This is a genomic window from Mycobacterium sp. SP-6446 (assembly GCF_001954045.1).
In the GTDB taxonomy this organism is placed as follows: domain Bacteria; phylum Actinomycetota; class Actinomycetes; order Mycobacteriales; family Mycobacteriaceae; genus Mycobacterium.
The window spans coordinates 17001-42763 of the sequence record NZ_MBEM01000082.1 but is presented as its reverse complement, the minus strand read 5'-3'; the positions used below and the strand labels follow the sequence as shown (position 1 = coordinate 42763).

The 25763-nt window shown below is 67.5% G+C and carries 19 protein-coding genes and 1 pseudogene; 11 read left to right on the top strand and 9 right to left on the bottom strand.

Annotation, left to right across the window (positions count from 1 at the left end; translation table 11 throughout):
• The 5 genes and pseudogenes from A5736_RS06790 to A5736_RS06770 all read left to right on the top strand — a co-directional run.
• A pseudogene (locus A5736_RS06790) lies at positions 1–474 on the top strand (ABC transporter substrate-binding protein); the annotation flags it as partial.
• A 38-nt stretch (positions 475–512) separates the two neighbouring features.
• Complete coding sequence (locus A5736_RS06785; RefSeq protein WP_076245247.1) at positions 513–1352, top strand: carbohydrate ABC transporter permease; 840 nt, start codon at positions 513–515, stop codon at positions 1350–1352.
• Complete coding sequence (locus tag A5736_RS06780) at positions 1345–2169, top strand: carbohydrate ABC transporter permease (protein WP_076245245.1); 825 nt, start codon at positions 1345–1347, stop codon at positions 2167–2169. Before A5736_RS06785 ends, A5736_RS06780 begins: the two co-directional genes overlap by 8 nt.
• Before the next feature lie 4 nt (positions 2170–2173).
• Complete coding sequence (locus A5736_RS06775) at positions 2174–3343, top strand: ABC transporter ATP-binding protein (protein WP_076245238.1); 1170 nt, start codon at positions 2174–2176, stop codon at positions 3341–3343.
• Positions 3340–3942: a suppressor of fused domain protein gene (locus tag A5736_RS06770; RefSeq protein WP_076245236.1), complete on the top strand. Its 603-nt coding sequence runs from the start codon at positions 3340–3342 to the stop codon at positions 3940–3942. The genes A5736_RS06775 and A5736_RS06770 overlap by 4 nt, the downstream gene beginning before the upstream one ends.
• Positions 3943–4041: 99 nt before the next feature.
• Here A5736_RS06770 and corA read toward each other — a convergent pair whose 3' ends face one another.
• Positions 4042–5145, bottom strand: a complete 1104-nt coding sequence (gene corA / locus A5736_RS06765) for a magnesium/cobalt transporter CorA (RefSeq protein WP_076123798.1) — start codon at positions 5143–5145, stop codon at positions 4042–4044.
• Positions 5146–5340: 195 nt separating this feature from the next.
• On the opposite strand from corA, the gene A5736_RS06760 reads away from it, so the two are divergent.
• The 3 genes from A5736_RS06760 to A5736_RS06750 are packed head-to-tail and all read left to right on the top strand — an operon-like array spanning position 5341 to position 8447.
• Positions 5341–6330 (top strand): malate dehydrogenase, encoded by a 990-nt coding sequence (locus A5736_RS06760; RefSeq protein WP_076123740.1) that lies wholly within the window; start codon positions 5341–5343, stop codon positions 6328–6330.
• Positions 6331–6378: 48 nt separating this feature from the next.
• Positions 6379–7569 (top strand): NADP-dependent malic enzyme, encoded by a 1191-nt coding sequence (locus A5736_RS06755; RefSeq protein WP_076245235.1) that lies wholly within the window; start codon positions 6379–6381, stop codon positions 7567–7569.
• Positions 7566–8447: a glycine betaine ABC transporter substrate-binding protein gene (locus A5736_RS06750; protein ID WP_076245233.1), complete on the top strand. Its 882-nt coding sequence runs from the start codon at positions 7566–7568 to the stop codon at positions 8445–8447. The genes A5736_RS06755 and A5736_RS06750 overlap by 4 nt, the downstream gene beginning before the upstream one ends.
• Positions 8448–8450: 3 nt before the next feature.
• Here A5736_RS06750 and A5736_RS06745 read toward each other — a convergent pair whose 3' ends face one another.
• The 3 genes from A5736_RS06745 to A5736_RS06735 form a co-directional block, all read right to left on the bottom strand.
• Complete coding sequence (locus tag A5736_RS06745; RefSeq protein WP_076245232.1) at positions 8451–9281, bottom strand: SDR family oxidoreductase; 831 nt, start codon at positions 9279–9281, stop codon at positions 8451–8453.
• Positions 9282–9355: 74 nt separating this feature from the next.
• Positions 9356–13045 carry a multifunctional oxoglutarate decarboxylase/oxoglutarate dehydrogenase thiamine pyrophosphate-binding subunit/dihydrolipoyllysine-residue succinyltransferase subunit gene (locus tag A5736_RS06740; protein WP_076123747.1) on the bottom strand — a complete coding sequence of 1230 codons (3690 nt, stop codon included), beginning with the start codon at positions 13043–13045 and terminating at the stop codon, positions 9356–9358.
• A gap of 173 nt (positions 13046–13218) precedes the next feature.
• Entirely contained in the window at positions 13219–13986 is a 768-nt protein-coding gene (locus A5736_RS06735) for a hypothetical protein (RefSeq protein WP_369805050.1), read from the bottom strand.
• Between the two features lie 251 nt (positions 13987–14237).
• On the opposite strand from A5736_RS06735, the gene A5736_RS06730 reads away from it, so the two are divergent.
• Positions 14238–16070: a DHA2 family efflux MFS transporter permease subunit gene (locus A5736_RS06730; RefSeq protein WP_076245230.1), complete on the top strand. Its 1833-nt coding sequence runs from the start codon at positions 14238–14240 to the stop codon at positions 16068–16070.
• Here the strand turns inward: A5736_RS06730 and A5736_RS06725 are convergent.
• The gene (locus tag A5736_RS06725; RefSeq protein ID WP_076245229.1) at positions 16067–19471 is read right to left on the bottom strand and encodes a TM0106 family RecB-like putative nuclease; all 3405 of its coding nucleotides are present in this window, start codon (positions 19469–19471) and stop codon (positions 16067–16069) included. The two genes, A5736_RS06730 and A5736_RS06725, sit on opposite strands and share 4 nt — an antisense overlap.
• Before the next feature lie 57 nt (positions 19472–19528).
• On the bottom strand, positions 19529–20122 hold the full coding sequence (locus A5736_RS06720; protein ID WP_076245227.1) for an LppP/LprE family lipoprotein: 594 nt from the start codon (positions 20120–20122) through the stop codon (positions 19529–19531).
• A gap of 193 nt (positions 20123–20315) precedes the next feature.
• On the opposite strand from A5736_RS06720, the gene A5736_RS06715 reads away from it, so the two are divergent.
• Positions 20316–22004 carry a DEAD/DEAH box helicase gene (locus A5736_RS06715; RefSeq protein ID WP_076245226.1) on the top strand — a complete coding sequence of 563 codons (1689 nt, stop codon included), beginning with the start codon at positions 20316–20318 and terminating at the stop codon, positions 22002–22004.
• Positions 22001–23140: an acyltransferase gene (locus A5736_RS06710; protein ID WP_076123759.1), complete on the top strand. Its 1140-nt coding sequence runs from the start codon at positions 22001–22003 to the stop codon at positions 23138–23140. The genes A5736_RS06715 and A5736_RS06710 overlap by 4 nt, the downstream gene beginning before the upstream one ends.
• 12 nt (positions 23141–23152) lie before the next feature.
• Here the strand turns inward: A5736_RS06710 and A5736_RS06705 are convergent, their stop codons facing one another.
• From A5736_RS06705 to A5736_RS06695, 3 genes are all read right to left on the bottom strand, one after another.
• Positions 23153–23698 (bottom strand): PPE family protein, encoded by a 546-nt coding sequence (locus A5736_RS06705; protein WP_083667217.1) that lies wholly within the window; start codon positions 23696–23698, stop codon positions 23153–23155.
• A gap of 236 nt (positions 23699–23934) precedes the next feature.
• Positions 23935–24510 carry a TetR/AcrR family transcriptional regulator gene (locus tag A5736_RS06700; RefSeq protein WP_076123763.1) on the bottom strand — a complete coding sequence of 192 codons (576 nt, stop codon included), beginning with the start codon at positions 24508–24510 and terminating at the stop codon, positions 23935–23937.
• Complete coding sequence (locus A5736_RS06695; protein ID WP_076245224.1) at positions 24510–25751, bottom strand: cytochrome P450; 1242 nt, start codon at positions 25749–25751, stop codon at positions 24510–24512. Before A5736_RS06695 ends, A5736_RS06700 begins: the two co-directional genes overlap by 1 nt.
• Positions 25752–25763 lie beyond the last annotated feature (12 nt).

Sequence of the window (25763 nt, the reverse complement as noted above, 5' to 3'; positions counted from 1 at the left end):
GCGTTCGTGCCCAACGATGAGCAATTCCGCATCGCCTACGACGCCAGCCAGAAGGTGTTCGGTTTCGCGCCCTACCCCGGCGTCGCGCCGGGCCGGCCGGCCCGGGTGACGATCGGCGGGCTCAACCTGGCGGTGGCCAGCACCACCCGTCACCGCGCCGAGGCGTTCGAAGCCGTCCGCTGCCTGCGCAGCCTGCAGAGCCAGAAGTACGTCGCAATCGCGGGCGGCCTGCCCGCCGTGCGGACCTCGCTGTACTCCGATCCGCAGTTCCAGGCCAAGTACCCGATGTACACCGTCATTCGCCAGCAGCTCACCGATGCCGCGGTCCGCCCGGCGACGCCGGCCTACCAGGCCGTGGCCATCCGGCTCGCGTCGACGCTGAGCCCCATCACCGAGATCGACCCGGACGCCACGGCCGACCGGCTCACCGCCCAGGTGCAGAAGGCCATCGACGGGAAGGGGCTGCTGCCGTGACCCCTCCTGTCGCGACCTCGGAACGGCGACTGGCGTTCATGCTCGTCGCACCCGCGACGGTGCTGATGGTTGCGGTGACCGCCTATCCGATCGGCTACGCGATCTGGCTGAGCCTGCAGCGCAACAACCTGGCCACCCCCAACGACACCGCGTTCATCGGCCTGGGCAACTACCAAACGATCTTGAGCGACCGGTACTGGTGGACGGCGCTCGCCGTGACGCTCGCGATCACGGTGGTGTCCGTGTCGATCGAGTTCGTGCTGGGCCTGGCGCTGGCGCTGGTGATGCACCGCACGCTGGTCGGCAAGGGCGTGGTGCGCACCGCGGTGCTCATCCCGTACGGCATCGTCACGGTGGTCGCGTCGTACAGCTGGTACTACGCCTGGACGCCGGGCACCGGATATCTGGCCAACCTGCTGCCGCAGGGTAGTGCGCCGCTGACCGAGCGCATCCTGTCGCTGGGCATCGTCGTCATTGCCGAGGTCTGGAAGACCACGCCGTTCCTATCGCTGCTGTTGCTGGCCGGCCTGGCCCTGGTACCCGAGGATCTGCTGAAGGCGGCCCAGGTCGACGGCGCGGGCGCGTGGCGGCGACTGACCAGGATCACCCTGCCGATCATCAAGCCCGCGGTCGTGGTGGCGCTGCTATTCCGGACGCTGGACGCATTCCGCATTTTCGACAACATCTACGTGTTGACCAACGGCGCCAACAACACCGGGTCGGTGTCAATCCTGGGCTACGACAACCTCTTCAAAGGCTTCAACGTGGGCATCGGCTCGGCGATCAGCGTGCTGATCTTCATTTGCGTGGGCGTCATCGCGCTCGTCTATATCAAGGTCTTCGGCGCCGCGGCACCGGGCGGTGGCGTCGATGGATAGGCGCCGCACCGCCGTGTGGGCGGTCGTCGACACGGTCGTGGTGGTGTACGCGCTGCTTCCGGTGCTGTGGATTCTCGGCCTGTCGCTCAAACCGACGTCAACGGTCAAGGACGGCAAGCTGATTCCGTCGTCGGTGACGTTGGCCAACTACCGCGGCATCTTCCGGGGCGACTTCTTCAGTTCGGCACTGATCAACTCCATCGGGATCGGATTGATCACCACCATGATCGCGGTCGTGCTGGGTGCGATGGCGGCCTACGCGATTGCCCGGTTGAACTTTCCCGGCAAGCGCGCGCTCGTCGGCGCCGCGCTGTTGATCACCATGTTCCCGGCGATCTCCTTGGTGACGCCGTTGTTCAACATCGAGCGCTTCCTCGGCCTGTTCGACACCTGGCCGGGGCTGATCCTGCCCTACATCACTTTCGCGTTGCCCCTTGCCATTTACACGCTGTCGGCGTTCTTCCGGGAGGTGCCCTGGGATCTCGAGAAGGCGGCCAAGATGGACGGCGCGACGCCGGGGCAGGCTTTCCGCAAGGTCATCGTCCCGCTGGCGGCGCCCGGGCTGGTGACCGCGGCGATCCTGGTGTTCATCTTCGCGTGGAACGACCTGCTGCTGGCGCTGTCGCTGACCGCCACCAAGGCGGCGATCACCGCGCCGGTGGCGATCGTGAACTTCGGCGGCAGTTCACAGTTCGAGGAACCGACCGGATCGATCGCGGCAGGCGCCGTCGTGATCACGATCCCGATCATCGTCTTTGTTCTAATCTTCCAACGACGGATTGTCGCCGGGTTGACCTCTGGCGCTGTGAAGGGATAGCGCGATGGCCGAGATTGTGCTGGAGCACGTGAACAAGACGTACGCCGACGGGGCAATAGCGGTTCAGGACCTGAACGTCACCATCGCCGACGGCGAATTCCTGATTCTGGTCGGGCCTTCGGGCTGCGGCAAGACGACGACGCTGAATATGATTGCCGGGCTTGAGGATATCTCGTCGGGCGAGTTGCGCATCGACGGCGAGCGGGTGAACGAAAAAGCGCCCAAGGACCGCGACATCGCAATGGTGTTCCAATCCTATGCGCTCTACCCGCACATGACCGTGCGGCAGAACATCGCCTTCCCGCTGACGCTGGCGAAGATGAAGAAGCCCGAGATCGCGCGGAAGGTCTCCGAGACCGCCAAAATCCTTGACCTGACCGACCTCCTGGACCGCAAGCCGTCCCAGTTGTCGGGTGGGCAACGGCAGCGCGTCGCGATGGGCCGGGCAATTGTGCGCCATCCCAAGGCTTTCCTGATGGACGAGCCGCTGTCCAACCTGGACGCAAAGCTGCGGGTGCAGATGCGCGGCGAGATCGCCCGACTGCAGCGCAAGCTGGGCACCACCACGGTCTACGTCACCCACGACCAGACGGAGGCGATGACGCTGGGAGACCGCGTGGTGGTGATGCACGGCGGTGTCGCCCAGCAGATCGGCACCCCCGACGAGCTCTACGAGCGCCCGGCCAATCTGTTCGTCGCGGGTTTCATCGGCTCGCCGGCGATGAACTTCTTCCCCGCCACCCTGACGCCGACGGGACTGACCCTGCCCTTCGGCGAGGTCATGCTGGCGCCGGAGGTCTTGGAGGTGATCGCAGGGCACCCGACGCCGGAGAACGTCATCGTCGGGGTGCGACCCGAGCATCTGGCCGATGCCGCGCTGATCGACGCCTACCAACGCATCCGGGCGCTGACCTTCGAGGTCAAGGTCGACTTGGTCGAATCGCTGGGCGCCGACAAGTACCTGTACTTCACCACCACGGGCCCGGCCGTGCACGCGGCTCAGCTGGACGAGCTGGAGGCGCAGGGCGAAGTGCACGAAAACCAGTTCGTGGCAAGGGTTCCCGCGGAGTCGAAGGCGGCCGTCGGGCGTTCGATCGAGTTGGCGTTCGACACCACCAAACTCGCGCTCTTCGATGCGGACTCCGGGGTCAACCTGACCATCCCACCCGAGTGACACAGCATCTGGACCACGTGCGCGCGCACCTGCGCCGCTACTTCGCCGAAGCCGGGATCGAGTCCGAGCCCGATACGGCGAGCGTGACTTTTCTGGGCACCGAAACCATCGAGGTGTTGCGGTTCCGGGGCGACGGATTGATGCACTATGTGTCGCTGGGCTGTTCACGCCACCCGATGGGCGACCCGACCGAAATCCTCGTCGACCAACTGCGTGGCCCACGCGCCGAGATCGTGCTGCGGCTGCAAGATCCCGGTCCGGTCACCGGCATCGCCCGCAGCCTGGCCATCCTTGCTGCGACGCCCGCCGTCGACGGCGTGATACTGGCCGCCGACGCGCTGATCGACCTGGGCTCGCCGCTGTGGGCGCGACCCTCGGGGCGCGCGCCGTTCACCGCGGTGTTGTTGGGCCGCAGCGACATTCCGGATCTGTCGCTGGAGCCGCCGCGTGACCCGGTCAACTTCTTGTCGGCGACCCCCATCACCGCGACCGAAGCGGCCTGGGTGCGGCTCAAAGGCGCCGAGGCCATGCGGCAGGCCTGGCAGAACGACGGCGTGAATGTGCTGGATCCGAATCGCCCTGCGGCACAACCCAACTGATCGCCGAAACGCTTCATCGAGTGTGCGCCCACGGCGACCTGGACGCACACTCGCAGCCCTGTAAACACACTCGACGCAGTGGTGCGGGGCACTAAGCAGCTAAAGCCAGTTGTTCCTGCGGAATTGGAAGTACAGGACCAGGCAGGAGACGATCATCAAGGCCATGATGGCCGGATAACCCCACGTCCAGTTCAGCTCGGGCATGAAATGAAAATTCATCCCGTAGATCGCGGCGACCATCGTGGGCACCGCCAAAATACCGGCCCAGGCGGCCATCTTGCGCATGTCGTTGTTCTGCTGCATGCCGACCCGGGCCAACGCCGCCTGCACCAGCGAGTTGAGCATGTCGTCGTAGCTGGCGATCTGATCCGCGGCCGCGGTCTGGTGGTCGATGACGTCGCGCATGTAGCGCCGGACTTCCTTCGAGATCAGGTCCTTACCCTCGGTCTGCATGCGCTGGAACGCGGCGGACAGCGGGTTCACGGACCGGCGCAGCTCGACGACCTCCCGTTTGAGCAGATAGATCGGCTCGACATCGAGCTTGCTGCCCGGGGCGAACGCGACGACCTCGATGCTGTCGATGTCGGTCTCCATCAGCGCGGTCACCTCGAGATAGTGATCCACGACGTGGTCGGCGATGGCGTGCATCACCGCGAAGGGACCCAACTGCAGATGCTCGGGCTCGGCATCCAATCGCTTGCGCACGTCCGACAAGCCGCCGTGCTCGCCGTGGCGGACGGTGATCACGAAGTTCTTGCCGACGAAGATCATCACCTCGCCGGTTTCGACGATCTCGCGCGCCAGCACCACCGAGTCGTGCGGCACGTAGTTGACCGTCTTCAAGACCAGGAACATCGTGTCGTCGTATCGCTCCAGCTTGGGTCGCTGCTGGGCACACACCGCGTCCTCGACCGCCAACGGGTGCAGCCCGAAAACGTCGGCGATCTCCTGCATGTGGGTCTGGTCGGGCTCATACAGCCCGATCCAGACGAACGCCGACTGGCCGGTGACTTCGATTTCGCGGACCTTGTCCAGCGCGGCGGTGTAGCTGTACTTGCCCGCTATCCGGTGCCCTTCGACGTAGACGCCGCAGTCGACCAGGGGCTCGGCGGGCCGGGGCTCGGGGTGCGCGTGCTGCGGTGTCGGTCGCGGCTTCGCGATCGGTCTCAGCGCTTCCGGCAACGCGTCGAATCCCTGGAACACCTCAACCTCCAATCACTGCGCAGGCCTGGGCGAGCGGTGGTCAATGCTACGCGTCCGGGCACGACAAGGCAGGAAGACAAGGCGGGAAAAGTGCCTGGCAGCCGCGGGTGCATGACTGCCGCCGCGCGGGGGTGCGCTAGTTTCGACGCGGACCGAAATACCTACAAACCGACTTTCTCCATAGGAGTACCAGAAGTGAGTGCAAGTCCTCTGAAGGTCGCCGTCACCGGCGCCGCCGGCCAGATCGGCTACAGCCTGTTGTTCCGCCTGGCCAGCGGTTCGCTGCTGGGGCCCGAGCGCCCGATCGAGCTGCGGCTGCTCGAAATCGAGCCGGCGCTCAAGGCGCTCGAGGGTGTCGTGATGGAACTCGACGACTGCGCGTTCCCACTGCTGGCGGGCGTCGAAATCGGCGCGGACCCGAACAAGATCTTCGACGGCGTGAACCTGGCGCTGCTCGTCGGCGCGCGTCCGCGCGGACCGGGCATGGAGCGCAGCGACCTGCTGGAGGCCAACGGCGCGATCTTCACCGCGCAGGGCAAGGCGCTCAACTCGGTTGCCGCCGACGACGTCCGCATCGGCGTCACCGGCAACCCGGCCAACACCAACGCGCTGATCGCGCTCAGCAACGCACCCGACATCCCGAAGGAGCGCTTCTCCGCGCTGACCCGCCTCGACCACAACCGCGCGATCTCGCAGCTGGCCAAGAAGACCGGCGCGGCCGTCACGGACATCAAGAAGATGACCATCTGGGGCAACCACTCGGCCACCCAGTATCCCGACATCTTCCACGCCGAGGTCAATGGCAAGAACGCCGCCGAGGTCGTCAACGACCAGAACTGGATCGAGAACGACTTCATACCCACCGTCGCCAAGCGCGGCGCGGCGATCATCGACGCCCGCGGAGCCTCGTCGGCGGCCTCGGCCGCGTCGGCGACCGTCGACGCCGCCCGGTCCTGGCTGTTGGGCAGCCCGGACGGTGACTGGGTCTCCATGGCGGTCTTCTCCGACGGCGCCTACGGCGTGCCCGAGGGCATCGTGTCGTCCTTCCCGGTGACCACCAAAGACGGCGACTGGTCGATCGTGCAGGGCCTCGAGATCGACGAGTTCTCTCAAAGCCGTATCGACAAGACCACTGCCGAACTGGTCGACGAGCGCAAGGCGGTCACCGAGCTTGGTTTGATCTGACCCGGATCCCAATTAGGCCTACTAACGGGTAGTCAGTACCCTGGGCCCGTGTCCGAATTGCTTGAATCGATACAGACTCGCTCCGAGGACGGCGTCATCACCGACGCGGACATCTTCGAGGCACATGTAGGCGGCAAGCTTTCCGTAGGCCTGACGACTCCGTTGGACACGCAGCGCGCGCTGTCGATCGCCTACACTCCGGGCGTCGCGCAAGTCAGTCGTGCGATCGCCGCCGACCACACCCTGGCGTCGCGCTACACGTGGGCGAGCCGACTGGTGGCCGTTGTCAGCGACGGCAGCGCGGTACTGGGCCTCGGTGACATCGGACCGGCCGCGTCGCTGCCGGTGATGGAAGGCAAATGCGGGCTGTTCAAGGAGTTCGCCGGGCTGGACGCGATCCCGATCGTGCTGGACACCAAGGACCCCGACGAGATCATCGACACCCTGGTGCGACTGCGCCCGACGTTCGGCGCGGTGAACCTGGAGGACATCTCCGCGCCCCGCTGCTTCGAGATCGAACGCCGCGCCGTGGAAGCGCTGGATTGCCCGGTGATGCACGACGACCAACACGGCACGGCGATCGTCGTGCTCGCGGCGCTGATGGGCGCCAGCAAGGTGCTGGGCCGCGACATGTCGACCCTGCGCGTGGTGGTATCGGGCGCGGGGGCGGCCGGCGTGGCCTGCTCGAAACTTCTTCTCGCAACGGGGGTTTCGGACATCACAGTGCTCGACTCGCGCGGCATCCTGCACACCGGCCGCGACGACATGAACGTCGTCAAGGCCGATCTGGCGCGATGCACCAATCCCGACGGTCTCACCGGCGGCATGGTCGAAGCGCTCGACGGGGCCGACGTGTTCCTCGGGCTGTCCGCGGGTGTGGTTCCCGAGGAACTGATCGCCACCATGGCGCCCGGCGGGATCGTGTTCGCGCTGTCGAATCCCGACCCGGAAATTCACCCCGACGTCGCCGCCAGGTACGCGGCGGTGGTGGCCACCGGCCGCAGCGACTTCCCCAACCAGATCAACAACGTGCTGGCCTTCCCCGGCCTGTTCCGCGGCGCGCTGGACGCCGGCGCTCGCCGGATCACCGAGAGCATGAAGATCGCCGCGGCCGAGGCGATCTTCTCGGTGGTCAGCGACGACCTGGCGCCCGACCGGATCGTCCCGAGTCCGCTGGATCTGCGTGTCGGGGAGGCGGTTTCGGCCGCGGTGGCCACCGCCGCTGACAGCCCGGGGTGAGAACTAGCCGGCCGGTGGCGCCGCTGATCGCCGCCGCACTCGCTGTGGTTCTCTGGGCGGCCGGCTGCGCGACCCACAACCAGGACCACCGCCCCGCGCCGGAGTTGGTGGTCGGATCCGGCCGCGACTCCCAGTCGGTGCTGCTGGCCGCCGTCTACGCCGCCGCCTTGCATTCCTACGGCTTCGGCGCGCGAACCGAGACCGCCGACGACCCGATGGCGCGACTGGACTCCGGCGCGGTCACGATCGTCCCCGCGTTGACCGGTGAGGTGCTGCGGACCCTGCAGCCAGGCGCGGCGGTGCTCTCCGACGCGGCCGTCTACCGAGCGATGATCGCGGCGTTGCCCGAGGGCGTCTTGGCCGGCGACTACACCACCGCCGCCGAGGACAAACCCGTGCTGCTGGTGAGTCAATCCACCGCGAAGGCTTGGGCCGGAACCGATCTCAGCGCGGACCTGAGCGCACTGGCTAAGCACTGCGACGGGCTGAGTATTGGCATCGTCGCCCGCCGCCATGCGCCCACGTCGGTCGGCACGTGCCGGCTTCCGGCGCCACGCGAATTCCCGGATGACACAACGATGTTCGCCGCGGTGCGGGCCGGGCAGCTGACCGCGGGATGGACCACCACCGCCGACCCGGCCATTCCCGGCGACCTCGTCGCGCTGGCCGACCGCAAGCCCGCACTGATCCAGGCCGAGAACGTGGTGCCGTTGTATCGCCGCAACGCGCTCAAAGACCGGCAATTGCTCGCGATCAACGAAGTGGCCGGCGTGCTGGACACCGCGGCCCTGGCCGACATGCGCCGGCAGGTGGACGGCGGCGCCGACCCGCGTGCGGTGGCCGGCGGGTGGTTGGCCGAACACCCGCTGGGCCGCTGAGCGTCAGCGCTTGGGCGGCATCAACCGGCCCAGGACGGGCCCGAAGACCTGCTGGTAGTACGGGCCCGCGACCCGCACCATGACGTCCAGGAGCTTGGCATCCGTGCCGACGAGCACCCGGGCCTTCTTCTTGCGGACCGCGTCGAGGATGATCTTCGCCGCGCGTTCCGGGCTGGTCCGGGCCAGCCGCTTGTCGAACAGCTTGGCCAGGTCGTCGCGGTCGAGGCCCTCGGCCGCGGTGGCGTTGCGCGCGATCGCGGTCTTGATGCCGCCGGGGTGCACCGTCGTCACCGCCACCGGGTGGCGAGCCAGGATCATCTCCTGTCGCAGCGCCTCGGTGAAGCCGCGGACGGCGAACTTGGCCGCGTTGTAGGCCGCCTGGCCTGGCACCGAGAACAACCCGAACACGCTCGAGACGTTGACGACGTGGCCGTCCCCGGACGCGATCACGTATGGCAGAAATGCCTTGGTGCCGTTGACGACTCCCCAGAAGTCGACGTCCATCACCCGTTCGATGTCCTTGAACTGACTGATTTCGATGTCACCGGTGAAGGCGATGCCGGCGTTGTTGTAGATCTGGTTGACCTTGCCGAAGTGCTCGTTGACCGCCTCGGCGTAGGCCACGAAGGCCTCGCGCTCGGTCACGTCGAGCCGGTCGGATTTGACCTGCGCGCCGATCGCCTTCAGCTGCTCCTCGGTCTGCGCCAGTCCCTCGGTGTCGACGTCGCTGATCGCCAGCTTGGCACCCGAACGTCCCAGCTCGATGGCCAGCGCCTGCCCAATACCCGAACCCGCGCCGGTCACCACCGCGACCTTGCCGGCGAATCCCTGCATGAGCACCTCCTCGTGTCGGCTCCCGTTGAGGTTAACCGGTACCCGGGGTATCGCTCTCTTCGGGTGCGAACGGGTCAGCCGAACGCGGTGTCGATGATCTCCTGCTGCTCGACGGCATGCACCTTCGACGACCCGGACGACGGGGCCGACATCGCCCGGCGGGAGATGCGCTTGATGCCGGTCAGCTTGTTCGGCAGCAACTCGGGCAGCTCCAGGCCGAACCGCGGCCAGGCGCCCTGGTTGGCCGGCTCCTCCTGCACCCAGAAGAACTCGCCGGCGTTCGGGTAGCGGTCGAGGGTCTCGCCCAGCCGGCGTTTCGGCAGCGGCGCCAGCTGCTCGATGCGCACGATCGCGACGTCGTCGCGGTTGTCCTTGGCCTTGCGCGCGACCAGCTCGTAGTAGATCTTCCCGCTGGTCAGCAGGATCCGCCGGACCTTGCCGCGGTCGCCGACGCCGTCCTCGTAGGTGGGTTCCTCCAGCACCGAGCGGAACTTGATCTCGGTGAAGTCCTTGATGTCGCTGACCGCGGCCTTGTTGCGCAGCATCGACTTCGGCGTGAACACGATCAGCGGACGCTGGATGCCGTCGAGCGCGTGCCGGCGCAACAGGTGGAAGTAGTTCGACGGCGTCGAGGGCATCGCGATCGTCATCGAACCCTCCGCCCATAGTTGCAGGAAGCGTTCGATCCGGGCGGAGGTGTGGTCGGGTCCCTGCCCCTCGTGGCCGTGCGGCAGCAGCAGCACCACGTTGGACAACTGGCCCCACTTGGCCTCCCCGGAGCTGATGAACTCGTCGATGATCGACTGCGCGCCGTTGACGAAGTCGCCGAACTGCGCCTCCCACAGCACCACGGCGTCGGGGTTGCCGACGGTGTAGCCGTACTCGAAACCGACGGCGGCGTACTCGGACAGGGGAGAGTCGTAGACCAGGAACTTGCCGCCGGTCGGGCTGCCGTCGAGGTTGGTCGCCAGCAGCTGCAACGGCGTGAATTCCTTGCCGGTGTAGCGATCGATGATCACCGAATGCCGTTGGGAGAAGGTGCCCCGCCGGGTGTCCTGACCGGACAGCCGCACCAGCTTTCCCTCGGCCACCAGCGACCCCAAAGCCAGCAGCTCGCCGAAGGCCCAGTCGATCTTGCCCTCGTAGGCCATCTCGCGGCGCTTCTCGAGCACCGGCTGCACGCGCGGGTGCACGGAGAAGCCCTCCGGTACCGCCAGGAACGCGTCGCCGATGCGGGCCAGCAGCGACTTGTCCACAGCGGTGGACAGCCCCGCGGGGACGATCTGGTCGGCCTCGACCGAGGCGCTCGGCTGCACGCCGTGCTTCTCCAGATCGCGGACCTCGTTGAAGACCCGCTCCAGCTGGCCCTGGTAGTCGCGCAGCGCGTCCTCGGCCTCCTTCATCGAGATGTCGCCGCGGCCGATCAGGGCCTCGGTGTAGCTCTTGCGCGCGCCGCGCCTGGTGTCGACGACGTCGTACATGATCGGGTTGGTCATCGACGGGTCGTCGCCCTCGTTGTGGCCGCGCCGCCGGTAGCAGAGCATGTCGATGACGACGTCCTTCTTGAACTTCTGCCGGAAGTCCACGGCCAGCCGCGCCACCCAGGCGCACGCCTCGGGGTCGTCGCCGTTGACGTGGAAGATCGGCGCCCCGATCATCTTGGCGACGTCGGTGCAGTACTCGCTGGACCTGGAGTACTCCGGCGCGGTCGTGAAGCCGATCTGGTTGTTGACGATGATGTGGATGGTGCCGCCCACGCGATAACCGGGCAGTAGGGCCATGTTCAGTGTCTCGGCGACCACGCCCTGGCCGGCGAAGGCGGCGTCCCCGTGCAGCATCATCGGCACCACCGAGAAGCCGTCTTCGCTGTCGCCCTTGTCCAGCAGGTCCTCCTTGGCGCGGACCAGGCCTTCCAGCACCGGGTCGACGGCCTCCAGGTGCGACGGGTTGGCGGTCAGCGACACCTGAATGTCGTTGTCGCCGAACATCTGTAGGTACACGCCGGTGGCGCCGAGGTGGTACTTGACGTCGCCGGAGCCGTGCGCCTGCGACGGGTTCAGGTTGCCCTCGAACTCGGAAAAGATCTGCGAGTACGGCTTGCCGACGATGTTGGCCAGCACGTTGAGCCGGCCGCGGTGCGGCATCCCGATGACCACTTCGTCCAGGCCGTGCTCGGCGCACTGGTCGATGGCCGCGTCCATCATCGGGATCACGCTTTCGGCGCCCTCCAGCGAGAATCGCTTCTGCCCGACGTACTTTGTCTGCAGGAATGTTTCGAAAGCCTCGGCCGCGTTGAGCTTGCTCAGGATGTATTTCTGTTCGGCCACAGTCGGTTTGACGTGTTTGGTCTCGACCCGCTCTTCGAGCCATGCCTGCTGCTCGGGCTCGAGGATGTGGGTGTACTCCACGCCGATGTGGCGGCAGTAGGCGTCGCGCAGCAGGCCCAGGATGTCGCGCAGCTTCTTGTACTCGGCCCCGGCGAAGCCGTTGACCTTGAACACCCGGTCGAGGTCCCACAGCGTCAGGTCGTGGGTCAGCACCTCGAGGTCGGGGTGGCTGCGGAACCGGCTGCCGTCCAACCGCAGCGGGTCGATGTCGGCCATCAGATGCCCGCGGTTGCGGTAGGCCGCGATCAACTCCATGACGCGGGCGTTCTTGTCGACGATCGAGTCGGGGTTGTCGGTGCTCCACCGGATCGGCAGATACGGGATGCTCAGCTCGCGAAAGATCTCGTCCCAGAAGGCATCCGAGAGCAGCATCTCGTGAATGGTGCGCAAGAAGTCGCCGGATTCGGCGCCCTGGATGATGCGGTGGTCATACGTCGAAGTCAGCGTGATCAGCTTGCCGATACCCAGCTCGGCGATGCGTTCCTCGCTGGCGCCCTGAAACTCGGCGGGGTATTCCATCGCGCCGACGCCGATGATGGCGCCCTGCCCGGACATCAGCCGGGGCACCGAGTGCACCGTGCCGATGGTGCCGGGGTTTGTCAACGAAATCGTCACTCCCGCAAAGTCTTCGGCGGTGAGCTTGCCGTCGCGGGCGCGCCGCACGATGTCCTCGTAGGCGGAGACGAACTCCGCGAACCGCATGTTTTCGCAACCCTTGATGCCGGCGACCACCAACGAGCGCTTGCCGTCCTTGCCCTGCAGGTCGATCGCCAGGCCCAGGTTGGTGTGGGCGGGCGTGACCGCGGTGGGCTTGCCGTCGACCTCGGCGTAGTGGCGATTCATGTTCGGGAAACTCTTGATCGCTTGCACCAGCGCATAGCCCAGCAAGTGGGTGAAGGAGATCTTGCCGCCGCGATTGCGCTTGAGCTGGTTGTTGATGACGATCCGGTTGTCGATCATCAGCTTGGCCGGAACGGCCCGCACGCTGGTCGCCGTCGGCACGTCCAAGGACGCGGACATGTTCTTGACGACGGCCGCGGCGGCGCCGCGCAGTACCTGCAACTCGTCGCCCTCGGCCGGTGGGGGAGTAGGGGCCTTGGCCGGTGCCGCGGCCACGGCGGCGCCATTGCCCGCGGGTGGCGTGGGCTTGGCTGCTGGCACAGCCGGCTTGGCTTCTGGCGCAGCGGTCTTTGGTTCGGGGGCGGCCTGCCCGTCGGCCGGGGCGCTCGGGGGTGTGTCGGAGGCGGGCTCGGGGTTGTAGTCGACCAGGAACTCATGCCAGCTCGGGTCCACCGACGACGGGTCGTCGCGGAACTTGCGGTACATTTCCTCGACCAGCCATTCGTTTTGCCCGAATGGTGAACTTATGTTGCTCACGGCCGCTGTTCGCCTCAATTCCTTTGTTTTGCAAGCGCATTGCGCGGCGCCTGCGACTTCTCGCACCTCGGTTGACCCGTCACTTCACACCCGCGGCGCTCCTCGACGTTTCCGACCCATAAAGGCTATCGCTTCCCCGGCAATTCGACAGACGGACCATCCAGGCTTGGCGGCTAGCCGGCTTCGTGGACGGGCGGCAGCACGCGCAGGGGGGCCGGCCAGCGGGCCGGCGGGGCGCCGAACGCCTGACGGGCGTTGCGGACGATCTTCTTGCCCACCATGCGATTGCCGGCGCCGCCGACCGCGGCGCCGATGCCGACCGGCAGCATCTTGCCGAACATGAGCGCGCCACGCCGCACTGTGTACCGCTTGACGAAATATCCGAGCATCCGGGTGTTCAACCGCGACAACGTCGGCAGCGGCAGCGTGGCCATGCCCTCCGCCAGCCAGCCACCGTTGGTGCGCCCGGGTCCGATCAACTCGCCGATGGCGCGCCTGCTGTCGTCTCCGACCAGCACGGAAAGCACCAGCGCGCGGCGCCGTTCGCGGTGGTCGGCCGGGATGCCGTACACCACGGCGTTCGCCAGCACGAACACCGCGGTGGCCTCGAGGAAGAACACCGTTTCGCCGGCTCCGGCGGTCATCGCCGTCAGCGTCCCGACCCCGGGGAATGTGGCGGCGGAACCCACCGCCGCGCCGCTGGCCGTCAGCGCGGCCAGGTAGCGCTTTTCCAGCTTGGCGACGATCTCGGCCGGGCTGGCACCGGGGTGGGCCCGCCGCAGCCGGGCCACATAGGCCGTCGCGGCCGGGCCCTGGAGCCGGGAGCTACGCTCGATGACCTGCGCCAATGCCCGCGCGGATGCCTTGGGCCGACCGCCCCCCGCGGCGGGCAACGCATCCGGCGCAAACCCGCGCTCGGACCTTCTCTCGGATCTTTTCAAGACCAACTCCCTGACCTATTGCGTCCTTTCAGGCTAACGCGCATTTTGCTGCACACGGGCCGGGCCGAAAAGCGCGCCTTTTTCGCCCGGCATTCGATCCGCGGCTGCCGCTAATTGCCTCGCGCGGAATAATGCACGCTGGATACAGGGTTGTAGCACCCCGCTCATGGGGCACGCCGGTCGAGCAGTTCGGGCATGCAGGGCCCGAATAGACCGGAGAGCATCGTCGGGAGCTGAAGCGAGGTGAGGGCATGACCACGGCGTCGCCCAGGTGGGCCGGGGAAACCCGGCGCGCGGGGCCTCGTCGTGCCAGGCCCACTGGGGGCTGGAAATTTACGATCCCGTCAAACGCCAACCCGTGGAACGCGCTCTGGGCGATGATGATCGGCTTTTTCATGATCATGGTCGACTCGACCATCGTCGCGGTCGCCAACCCGACCATCATGGCCGACTTACATACCGGGTACGCCTCCGTGGTCTGGGTGACCAGCGCCTATCTGCTGGGTTATGCGGTGGTGTTGCTGGTCGCCGGCCGGCTCGGGGACCGGTTCGGCACCAAAAACCTCTACCTGGCCGGTCTTGCGTTGTTCACGGCGGCGTCGCTGTGGTGCGGGCTGTCCGGCAGCGTCGCCATGCTGATCACCGCCCGCGTGGTGCAGGGCATCGGCGCCGGGGTGCTCACCCCGCAGACCTTGTCGGCGATCACCCGGATCTTCCCGCCGGAGCGGCGCGGTGTCGCGGTCAGCCTTTGGGGCGCCACCGCGGGCGTCGCCACGCTGGTGGGCCCGCTGGCCGGCGGAGTGCTGGTCGGCGGCCTGGGGTGGGAGTGGATTTTCTTCGTCAACGTCCCGATCGGGGTCATCGGGCTGGGCATGGCGCTGTGGCTGGTGCCCGCGTTGCCGACCGAGGCGCATCGATTCGACCTGATCGGTGTCGCGCTGTCCGGGATCGGCATGTTCCTGATCGTCTTCGGCCTGCAGGAGGGCCAGGCCGCGGGATGGCAACCGTGGATCTGGGCGACGATCGTCGCCGGTGTCGGATGCATGTCGGTCTTCGTCTACTGGCAGGCCGTCAACACGCGCGAGCCGCTGATACCGCTGGACATCTTCGCCGACCGCGACTTCAGCCTCTGCAACGCCGGGGCGGCCGTCATCGCGTTCGCGTCGACGGCCACGATGCTGCCGCTGATGTTCTACACGCAGGCGGTGTGCGGGCTCTCGCCCACGCGCTCGGCGTTGGTGATCGCGCCGGTGGCGATCGCCAACGGCGTGCTGGCGCCGTTCGCGGGCGTGATGGTCGACCGATATCACCCGCGGCCCGTGCTCGGCTTCGGCTTTTCGATGGTGGCGATCGGGCTGACGTGGCTGGTGTTCGAGATGACCCCAGACACGCCGATCTGGCGGCTGCTGTTGCCGTTCGGCGTCATCGGCATCGGCAGCGCGTTCGTGTGGTCGCCGTTGACCGCCACCGCGACGCGCAACCTGCCGGGGCATCTGGCCGGCGCGGGCTCCGCCGTATACAACTCGGTGCGCCAGCTCGGCGCCGTGCTCGGCAGCGCCGCGATGGCCGCATTCATGACGTGGCGGATCAGTGCCCAGATGCCCGCGCGGGCAACCACCGGTGATGCCTCGGAGGGTGCCATCACCCTGCAGCTGCCCGGCTTCCTCCGCGAGCCGTTCTCCGCCGCGATGTCGCAATCGCTGCTGCTGCCCGCGTTCATCGCGTTGTTCGGGATCGTTGCCGCGCTGTTCCTGGCCGGTTTCGCGTCGCCGGCACTGGCCGATGAGGACCTCATCGACCACGACTACGACGACGATGACGACGACTACGTCGAGTTCATCCTTCGCCGCGAGCCGGGCATCACGCCCGCGCCGGAGGCGCCGATAGCTGCGCCGCGCGCACAACCTATCGGCTTCGCGCACAACGGCTCTGACATCGGACGCAGCTTCCGTCCCGTCGCCGAGTTTGCGCCATTCGAGTCCGGGCCGTTCGAGTCCGCCGGCGAGGCCCCGCGACGACAGCACTACCGTCCCGATCGGGACGACGACCCCACCGGCTACGGTCGGCATTCGTCCGGTCGCTAGCCCGTCAGGGCCAGAAACGCGCCCAAGTCGATCAGGCCGGAGGGCGTGCCGGGCAGGTACTCGGTCAGCTGCTCCGAGCGCACGATCACAGCCGCGTACTGTGCCCGACTGACGGCGACGTTGAGCCGATTCCTGTTGAGCAGGAACGAGATTCCGCGCGGCACTTCGTCGACGGATGAGGCCGTCATCGAGATGAAGACCACCGGCGCCTGCCCGCCCTGGAACTTGTCAACGGTTCCGACCCGGACCGCTCCCATACCGGCCGACGCCAGCCGCCGGCGCACCAGCGCCACCTGGGCGTTGTACGGCGCGAGCACCAGCACATCGGCGGCGCTCAGCGGCCTGGTGCCGCGCTCGTCGGTCCACGCGGCCCCGAGCAGACGCTGGATCTCGGCGAGGATCGCGTCGGCCTCCTCGCGGCTTTCGATCGAGTTTCCTTGGTGGGCAACGGGAAGCACATGGACGCCGGGCTGATATCCCTCCAGCCGCCGCGCGGCGGTTTGCTCGGCGTGGGAATGCAGCCGGCCCTCATAGGACAGCGCCGAGACCGCGGCGCAGACCGCCGGGTGCATCCGGTACGAGCGGTCCAGGAAGTAGCCGCGTTCGTCGGGCAGCGTGCGATGGCCGTCGACCAGCCAATCGAGCGCCGACGTGTCGACCGGCTCCGGATGCGTGCCCTCGCTGACCTGGGGCAGCTGCTGCGGGTCGCCGAGGAGCAGCAAGTTGGCGGCCGCCGGTGCCACGGCGATGGTGTTGGCCAAACAGAACTGGCCCGCCTCGTCGATGACCAGCAGATCCAGGCCGCCATGGGGGACCCGAGCGGGATTGGCGAAATCCCATGCGGTGCCGCCGATCACGCATCCCGCGGAGCTGGCGACGAAGGCCGCATAGCCGCCGCTGTCGATCTCCTGCCAGCGCGGGGCGTGGCGGTCATAGCGCTTCTTGGCGACCCGGGTGGGCTCCAGCCCGGCGTCGATCACGGCGTCCAGCAGGTTCTCCACCGTGGCGTGCGATTGCGCCACCACGCCGACGCGCCAGGAATGGTGCGTCACCAAGTGCTTGATCACCTGGGCGGCGGTGTACGTCTTGCCGGTCCCCGGCGGCCCGTGGACCGCGAGGTACGACGCGTCCAAGTCCAGCGCCGCCGCGGTGATGTCGGCGGCGGTGTCGTTGCCACGCGGAAGCGGGGCGCCGCTGCGGGTTCGGGGCGCGCGGCGCAGCAGGACGTCGATCATCGCGGTGCGCGGCAGTCGCGGCAGCCCGGCGGCCACCGTGGCGGCGCTCGATTCGATCGATTCGCGCAGCGCCACGGTGGGAACAGGTGGGCCGGGGGTGAGCGCGAAGGGCAGTTGGTGAAAGGTGTTGCCGTCATTGCCCACTCGCTCGAGGATGACCACTTCGGTGGGCAGCGCGGGATCGTCGGCCTCGACGACCTCGGCCCGCCCGGCCGCCCGTCGGTCGGGGTTGTCGGTCATGCCCGGCGGGGCCGGGGCGTCGTAGAGGGCGAAGACATTGGTCATCAGGTCGCCGCGTGCGAGCTCGCCGCGCAGCCGGACTCGTCGTTGCTGTTTTCGCGCGCGAGGGGGCAGGTGCCAGTCGACGTCCACCGCCGCGTGGTCGGCGACGAAGACGTCGGTGTTGTCCGCCCACTCCTCGACCGGGAAGTTCAACCGGTCGAAATGCGCCCACCAGAACGGCTTGTCCTCGCGCCGGTGGTAGCCGCGTGCGGCGGCGACCAGCGCGACCGCGGTCTGCTCCGGGGTGCGGTCGCCGACGGCGGCGTCGCCTGCGAATGCCGACAAAGCCACCGCCAACTGGTCGTGGTCTTCGACGGCGGCGCCGTCGGGAACGGGTTGCGCGCCAACGGGTGTGACGCCGGCTTCCCACGCGCGGACGAGTAGCCAGTTGCGCAATTCCTGTGTCGACCGGCAGTCGTAGTGGTTGTAGTCCTCGATCTCCTTGAGCACGGTTGCGGCTTCGTCGACGCGGCCGGCGTCGTGCAGCTCGCAGTACCGGGCATAGGACGTGATCGAATCCGCGGCTGTGGTGACATCTCCGGAGCGCAGCTGCGCACCCATGTAGAGGGGCTCCAGCGCCTTCAGGCCAAACGATTCAGCGCCCACCCGAATGCTTTTGCGCACCAATGGATACAGGTCGACCAACGTCCCGCTGCGCAGTAGCTCGTCGACCTCGTCCTCGCCGACTCCGTACCGCCCGGACAGCCGCAGCAGCGCGGTCTTCTCATACGGCGCGTAGTGGTAGATGTGCATGTTGGGGCGACGCTTGCGGCGCTTGGCCACCATCGCCAGAAAATCGGTCAGTGCCTTGCGTTCGTCGACCCGGGTGTGCGCCCACAGCGGCCGGAACGTGCCGGTGGGCCCGGCTTCCAGGACTCCGAAGAGGTATTCCAGACCCCAGTCGTGCCCGTCGGTGGTCCACAGCGGATCGCCCTCGAAGTCGAAGAACAGATCGCCGGGGTCGGGCTCGGGCAACAGCGCCAGTGGCTGGGGATCGGCGATCTCGAATCGCGGTATGCCGGTGTCGCGTTGCAGGACTTGCAGTTTGGCCTGGGCGGTCAACTTGGCCAGCGCGCCGGGCGCCAGGTCGAGCACCGGCCCGCGGTGCTCGGCCAGCTCGGCGACCGTGGTGACGCCGGCGTCAATGAGCTTGTCCCGCTGGCTTACTCGCATGCCGGCGACCAACAGGAGGTCGTCGGTGGCGCGCACTTGTTCTTCGCACAGCGGGCAACGAAAGCATGCCCGCACCCGTTCGTCTTCCCAGCGCACCGCGGTGCCCGCGGCGTAGTGCTCGTCGAGCAGGCGTTGCAGCAGGGCGCGCTGGGACCGGTAGACGGGGATCAGATCGCATATGCGATAGCGCACGACAGACCCATCGCCCAGCCGCAGTTCGGCGTCCGGCGCGACCGAGACCCCCATGCTGGTCAGCGCGTCGGCGTAGGCGGCCAGTTGCAACAGCGCGGTGACCTTGGGGGAGCGGGCGAGCTTGGTGTCGACGAGGCGATATCGCTCGCCGTCGGAGACCAGGAAGTCGGCGAATCCCACGAAGCGGCCGTCGAACATCGCGGCCTGATACACCACCGGGGCGCGGTCCGCGATCGCGCGCCGGGTCGCCTCGGCCGCGGCGGTCAGCCCTTCGAGCGTGTAGGCCGGACGGCCGATGATCGCGACCGCATCGTCGAACTCCGCGCGCAGGCGGTCGAGCTCGCGTTGCTCGTGCCGCTGGCCCAACGCGGCCGTGCGTTCGAGCAGCTCGTCCTCCACGACGACGGCGGGGCCGCGGCCCAACTTCGCGTCGAAATCGCGCAGCAATGCGTACTCGCAGCGAGCGGCGGCCGCGAGATCCGATGCGCTGTAGACGATGCTGTCGCCGGTGACGAACACAGCAGCAACTGTAGGTGAGGCGACCGACAATCCGGCGGTGCCGGGCTAGCGATCTGCCTAGTGGCCGGGGGTGTTCCCGATGAGCTCGACGCCGTTGCCGTTCCAGTGGAATCGCACGTCGGTGTTCAAGCCGTTGATGCCGCCGGGATAGGTCAACGCGACGGTGTCGCCGGTGGTCTGCGCCGCGTCGATGCCGTTGAAACCGTAGGTGTCGGGCACGCCCTGCGGGATGAACTGACCGAGATGGAACAGCACCGCCCGGGTGGTGGGGTTGATGGCGTTGGTGTTGGCCTTGATGATCACCGCCGACAGCTGGGCGCACTGGTTGTAGTTGCCGGCCAGCGGCTCCGGGCTCCAGGGCTGTTGACTGCGGGGATCGCGAGGCAACTCGGAGACCACCTTCGCGATGGTGGACGACGCCAGGTTGACCGCGCACGGGTCGGCCGGTGCGCCGCCGGGCGACGCTGCCGCCCCTGGCGCCTGGCCGGGTGCGGTAGAGGGTGCCGCCGGCGTGGTTGTAGTTGCCTGCGGGGTCTTGGCGACCGTGGAGTCGCCCGTGCCGCAGCCCGTCAACGCCGCGCCGAGCAGCACCGCGACGGACAGGGCGGACAGCGGCTCGGCAGGGCAGGGTAGCGACCACACATCGCGCACCGTACCGTCATCGGGCTCGACGGTGTGGCAGGCATGCCGCGCCCAAGGTTGACCTCGCCCTCACATGCCGCTATCTGGTGCTGACCCGTCACGCTCAGCGCTGCTGAGCTCGCGGTCACCACAGTGCTGGCTGGTGCTGACCCGCCACGCTCAGCGCTGCTGAGCTCGCGGTCACCACTAGACTTCAGGGACGATGACCCTCCCCGACAGCTCGCCCGAGGCTGTTTCTACGACGTTTGCCGACCTGCAGATCCATCCCTCCGTCTTGCGGGCGATCGCCGACGTCGGCTACGAGACACCGACCGCCATCCAGGCGGCGACGATTCCGGCGCTGATGGCCGGTTCCGATGTGGTGGGGCTGGCGCAGACCGGCACCGGCAAGACGGCGGCGTTCGCAATCCCGATCCTGTCCAAGATCGACGTGACCAGCAACGCGACCCAGGCCCTCGTGCTGGCGCCCACCCGGGAACTGGCGCTGCAGGTGGCCGAGGCGTTCAGCCGCTACGGGGCGCAGCTGCCCAAGATCAACGTGCTGTCGATCTACGGCGGGTCGTCCTATGGCGTGCAACTGGCCGGACTGCGGCGCGGCGCGCACGTGGTGGTGGGAACGCCAGGCCGCATCATCGACCACCTCGAACGCGGCACGCTCGACCTGTCGCGGGTGGACTACCTGGTGCTCGACGAGGCCGACGAGATGCTCGCCATGGGTTTTGCCGACGACGTCGAGCGCATCCTGTCCGAAACGCCGGAATATAAACAGGTCGCGCTGTTTTCGGCGACCATGCCGGCCCCGATCCGCAAGCTCACCGCCAAGTACCTTCACGATCCGTTCGAAGTCACCACCAAAGCGAAAACCGCTACGGCCGAGAACATTTCGCAGCGCTACATCCAGGTGGCCGGGCCACGCAAAATGGACGCGCTCACCCGGGTGCTCGAGGTGGAGCCGTTCGAGGCGATGATCGTCTTCGTGCGCACCAAGCAGGCGACCGAGGAGGTGGCCGAAAAGCTGCGCGCCCGAGGCTTTTCCGCGGCCGCCATCAACGGCGACATCCCGCAGGGGCAGCGCGAGCGGACGATAGCCGCGTTGCGAGACGGGGGCCCCAAGGGCATCGACATCCTGGTCGCCACCGATGTGGCGGCGCGCGGGTTGGACGTGGAGCGGATATCGCATGTGCTCAACTACGACATCCCGCACGACACCGAGTCCTACGTGCACCGCATCGGACGCACCGGCAGGGCCGGGCGTTCGGGAACCGCGCTGTTGTTCGTCGCGCCGCGCGAACGCCACCTGCTGAAGGCGATCGAAAAGGCAACGCGCCAAACGCTCACCGAGACCGAGCTGCCCACCGTCGAGGACGTCAACGCGCAGCGCGTAGCGAAATTCGGCGATTCCATCACCCGCGCCCTCGGCGGTCCGGAAATCGAGCTGTTCCGCAAGCTGGTCGAGGACTACGAACGCGAGCATGACGTCCCGATGGCCGACATCGCCGCCGCGCTGGCCCTGCAGTCGCGCGACGGCGAGGAGTTCCTGATGGCACCCGAACCGCCGCCCGAGCGGCGCGAGCGTCAGGAGCGTCGGGAACGCCGCGAAAAGCCACGGCAGACACGGGATTTCGCCACCTATCGCATCTCCGTGGGCAAGCGTCACAAGATCGGCCCCGGCGCGATCGTTGGCGCCATCGCCAACGAGGGCGGACTGCACCGCAGCGATTTCGGCCACATCGCGATCGGCCCGGATTTCTCCCTGGTGGAGCTTCCGGCCAAATTGCCGAAGGCGACCGTGAAAAAGCTTGAACGCACGCGTATCTCGGGCGTGCTGATCGACCTGCGGCCGGATCGAGGTTCCGGCAAGACCAAACCACGCAAGAAACGCGCCGGATGACGCTGTCCGAGGAGAGGGACGCCCAGGGCGGGCTCGAGCAGGTCGCCCATGTGGACCGAGTCGCGTCGCTGACCGGCATCCGCGCGGTCGCCGCCCTCCTGGTCGTCGGCACCCACGCCGCCTACACCACCGGCAAGTACACCCACGGGTACTGGGGTCTGGTCGGCTCGCGGATGGAGATCGGCGTTCCGATCTTCTTCGTGCTGTCCGGCTTCCTGCTGTTCCGCCCGTGGGTCAAATCGGCCGCCACCGATGGCCCGCCGCCCTCGCTGAGTCGCTATGCCTGGCACCGGGTTCGGCGCATCATGCCCGCCTACGTCATCACCGTGCTGATTGCCTATGTGCTGTACCACTTCCGGGAGGCGGGACCGAATCCCGGGCACTCGTGGACGGGCCTGGTGCGCAATCTCACCCTGACGCAGATCTACACCGACGGCTACCTCGGCAAGTACCTGCATCAGGGCCTGACCCAGATGTGGAGCCTGGCGGTGGAGGCGGCCTTCTACGTGGTGCTGCCCCTGCTGGCCTACGTGCTGCTGGTGCTCGTCTCGCGGCGGCGCTGGCAGCCGAGGCTGGTTGTCGGCGCGCTGGCGGCGATGGCGTTGCTCAGCCCGGCATGGCTGGTCCTGGTGCATACCGATCACTGGTTTCCCGACGGCGCCCGGCTGTGGCTACCGACCTACCTGGCCTGGTTCCTGGGCGGCATGCTGCTGACGGTGCTGCAGCGGATGGGTGTGCGGTGCTATGCGTTCGTGGCAATACCGCTGGCGGTCATCTGCTACTTCATAGTCTCGACCCCGATCGCGGGGGCGCCCACCACCTCACCGGCAACGTTGGGGGAGGCGCTGTACAAGACGTGCTTCTACGCCGTGATCGCGGTGTTGGCGGTGGCACCGTTGGCCCTCGGTAACCAGGGGTTGTATGCGCGGCTGCTGGCCAGCCGGCCCATGGTGTGGCTGGGCGAGATCTCCTACGAGATCTTCCTTATCCACCTGGTGACCATGGAGTTCGCGATGGACTATGTGGTGCGGGCCCACGTCTACACCGGCTCGATGCTGTATCTCTACGTCGCGACGCTGGCCCTGACCATCCCCTTGGCCTGGCTGCTGCACCGTTTCACCCGGGTGCGCGACTGACCGGGTTAGGTATTAGGTGGCGACGAGTTGCGGGAGCCTCGCCTGCAGCGGCGTGAGCGGAGCCATCCCGGCCCAGGCCGACGACGCACCGGCGTGGTAATGGGCCATGGCGGTCACGTCCTGGGCCCACATCTCGTCGTAATGGGATTCGGTAGCCGCGATCGCCGGGGTGTTCAGCCCCAAAAAGTTCGTGCTCACCAGCGTCACCAATAGAGCGCGATTGGCCGCGATCGCCGGCGTGGGCACGGTGGCGGCGTGTGCCGTCTCGAACGAGGCCGCCACTGCCGCGGCCTGGGCGGCGGCCCGTTCGGTATGCCCGGCCGCCGCGCTCAGCCACGCGGCATAGGGCGCGGCTGCGGCCGCCATCGCTGCGGCCGCGGGTCCCTGCCACGTCTCACTCGACAGGTTCGACGTCACCGACGCAAACGAGTCCGCCGCCGACCGCAATTCGCCGGCGAGCCCACTCCAGGCCGATGAGGCCGCGCGCATGGGCCCCGGCCCCGCACCGGTTTGCATCCGTGCCGAATTGATTTCGGGCGGCAAACACGGGTAAGTCACTATCGATCCTTCCTGAGTGGCGCCGGCTGGCTGGCTATCGGTAGCAGCGCGTCGTCGTGTGCGCACACGGACACCCGCGCTTCGACTCCTGGTCTGCTCCCCACCGATCGCTCTGCGACAACTCGATGGGCCATAACATAGCGCTGCGGCGCCGCCCAAGAAAGCGGTTTGGACGAAAAAGCCCTAGTAGACATAGGTATAGTTGCGCGGCGCCGCGTCCTCGCGTGGGTGGACGACTAGTGACGGGCGCCGACCGGCGTGACGATCGGGACGACGAACTCCTCGATCATCGCCCGTTCGTCCGCCTCGTCGCGGCCCGGATACATCAGCAGCGACGTGATCACCCGAATCACCCATCGGGCCCGGCGTTCGACGACGGCGGGCTCTTCGGGACCGAGCGAGCTCACGAACGCGGCGGCCAACGCGGTGATCACCTCCGACTTTTCGGCCAGCTCGCCGCCGATCGGGGGGCGGGTGACGGCGAACCACGCCGCCAATGCCGCGCTGTCGCGAACCATCCGCAACGTGGCGGTGATGCTCGCAATCAGGCGTTCGCGCGGATCCTCGATGCCGTCGATCTCGTCGGCGATCGCGCGGCTGAGCCGGCGGGTCTCGCGGTGCACGTAGGCGGTGCGCAGGGCGTCGCGGTTCTCGAAGTACCGGTATAGCGTCGCGCGGGAACAGCCTGCGGCACGGGCAATTTCGTTCATGCCGATCGATGCCTGGTCGCGCACCGTGTAAAGCTCCTCGGCGGCATCGAGTATCCGGTCCGCCGCCGCCTCGCTGCGGTGCGAGGCCAGCCAGTCGGGCATCAGGATTTCACCGTGATGGGCACCGACAGCGGGCGCCTGACGTAACTGCCGCCGGACCAGACGATTGCGGACTCGTCCACCTCGAAATCCGGGCAGCGGGCCAGCAGTTCGGTCAGCGCGACCCGCGATTGCATCCGCGCCGCCGCCGCGCCCAGGCAGTGGTGCGCCCCGTGGCTGAAAGTCAGGATGTTGCGTGGGCGGCGGGTCACGTCGAGTTCGCCTGCGTCCGAACCGTATTGGCGTTCGTCGTGGTTGGCGGACGCGTAGAGAAGCAACACTTTGCGGCCGGCCGGGACGGTCGTGTCACCGATCGCCGCGTCCCGTGTGGCCGTGCGCGCCAGCCCCTGCACCGGCGAGGTCAGCCGCAGCAGTTCTTCCACCGCGTCGGGGATCAGCGCCGGGTCGGCGACCAAAAGTCGCCGTTGGTCGGGGCGCCGGTGCAGCAAGGGCATCGACCCGCCCAGCATCCCCGTCACGGTGTCGTTGCCTCCGGTGACCATCGTGAACGTGAAGGCCAGAATCGACAGCGTGCCGGAGATGTCGCCGTCGGCGCCGACTCCGGCGGCGACGAGGTGCGAGATGGTGTCGTCCTCGGGTTCCGTCCGCCGCCGTTCGATCAGCCGCGTGAAGTAGGCCATCATCGACCCGACGGCATCGCCGGCACTTTCCAGCGCGCCGCTGACGCCGCCTTCGGTGGTGTTCGCCGCGACGATGGCCTGGGTCCAGCCGTCGAATTGGGCCCGATCGTCCTCGGGCACGCCGAGATAGTGCGCGACGACCATCGACGGCAGCGGCTTGAACAGTTCGGTGACGATGTCGCCGCCGCCGTCGGAGCGGAGCCTCTCGATGCGCTCGACGACGAACTCGTGCACCTTGGGCTCGACGGCCTCGACCTGCCGCGGCGTGAAACCGCGCGACACCAGCTTGCGAAACTCGGTGTGCACCGGCGGGTCCTGCATAACGAACGGTGGATTGTCCTGCAGCCCAATCATTTCCAGGTCGTCATAGTTGACCGTCAGTCCCTGCGCCGACGAGAACGTCTCGTGGTCGCGGGCCGCCGCCCAGACGTCGGCGTGCCGGGACAGCACGTAGTAGTCGCGATCCGGTCTGCCTTCGGGGACGACGTGATGCACCGGGTCGTGGTCGCGCAGCGCGCGGTACATCGGCCAGGGGTTGGGCCAGGTGTCGGCGGTGGCGAGCCGGAACGCAGCGGGCGCGTTATGAGACAGATCAAGCGACATGTCTTATATGTA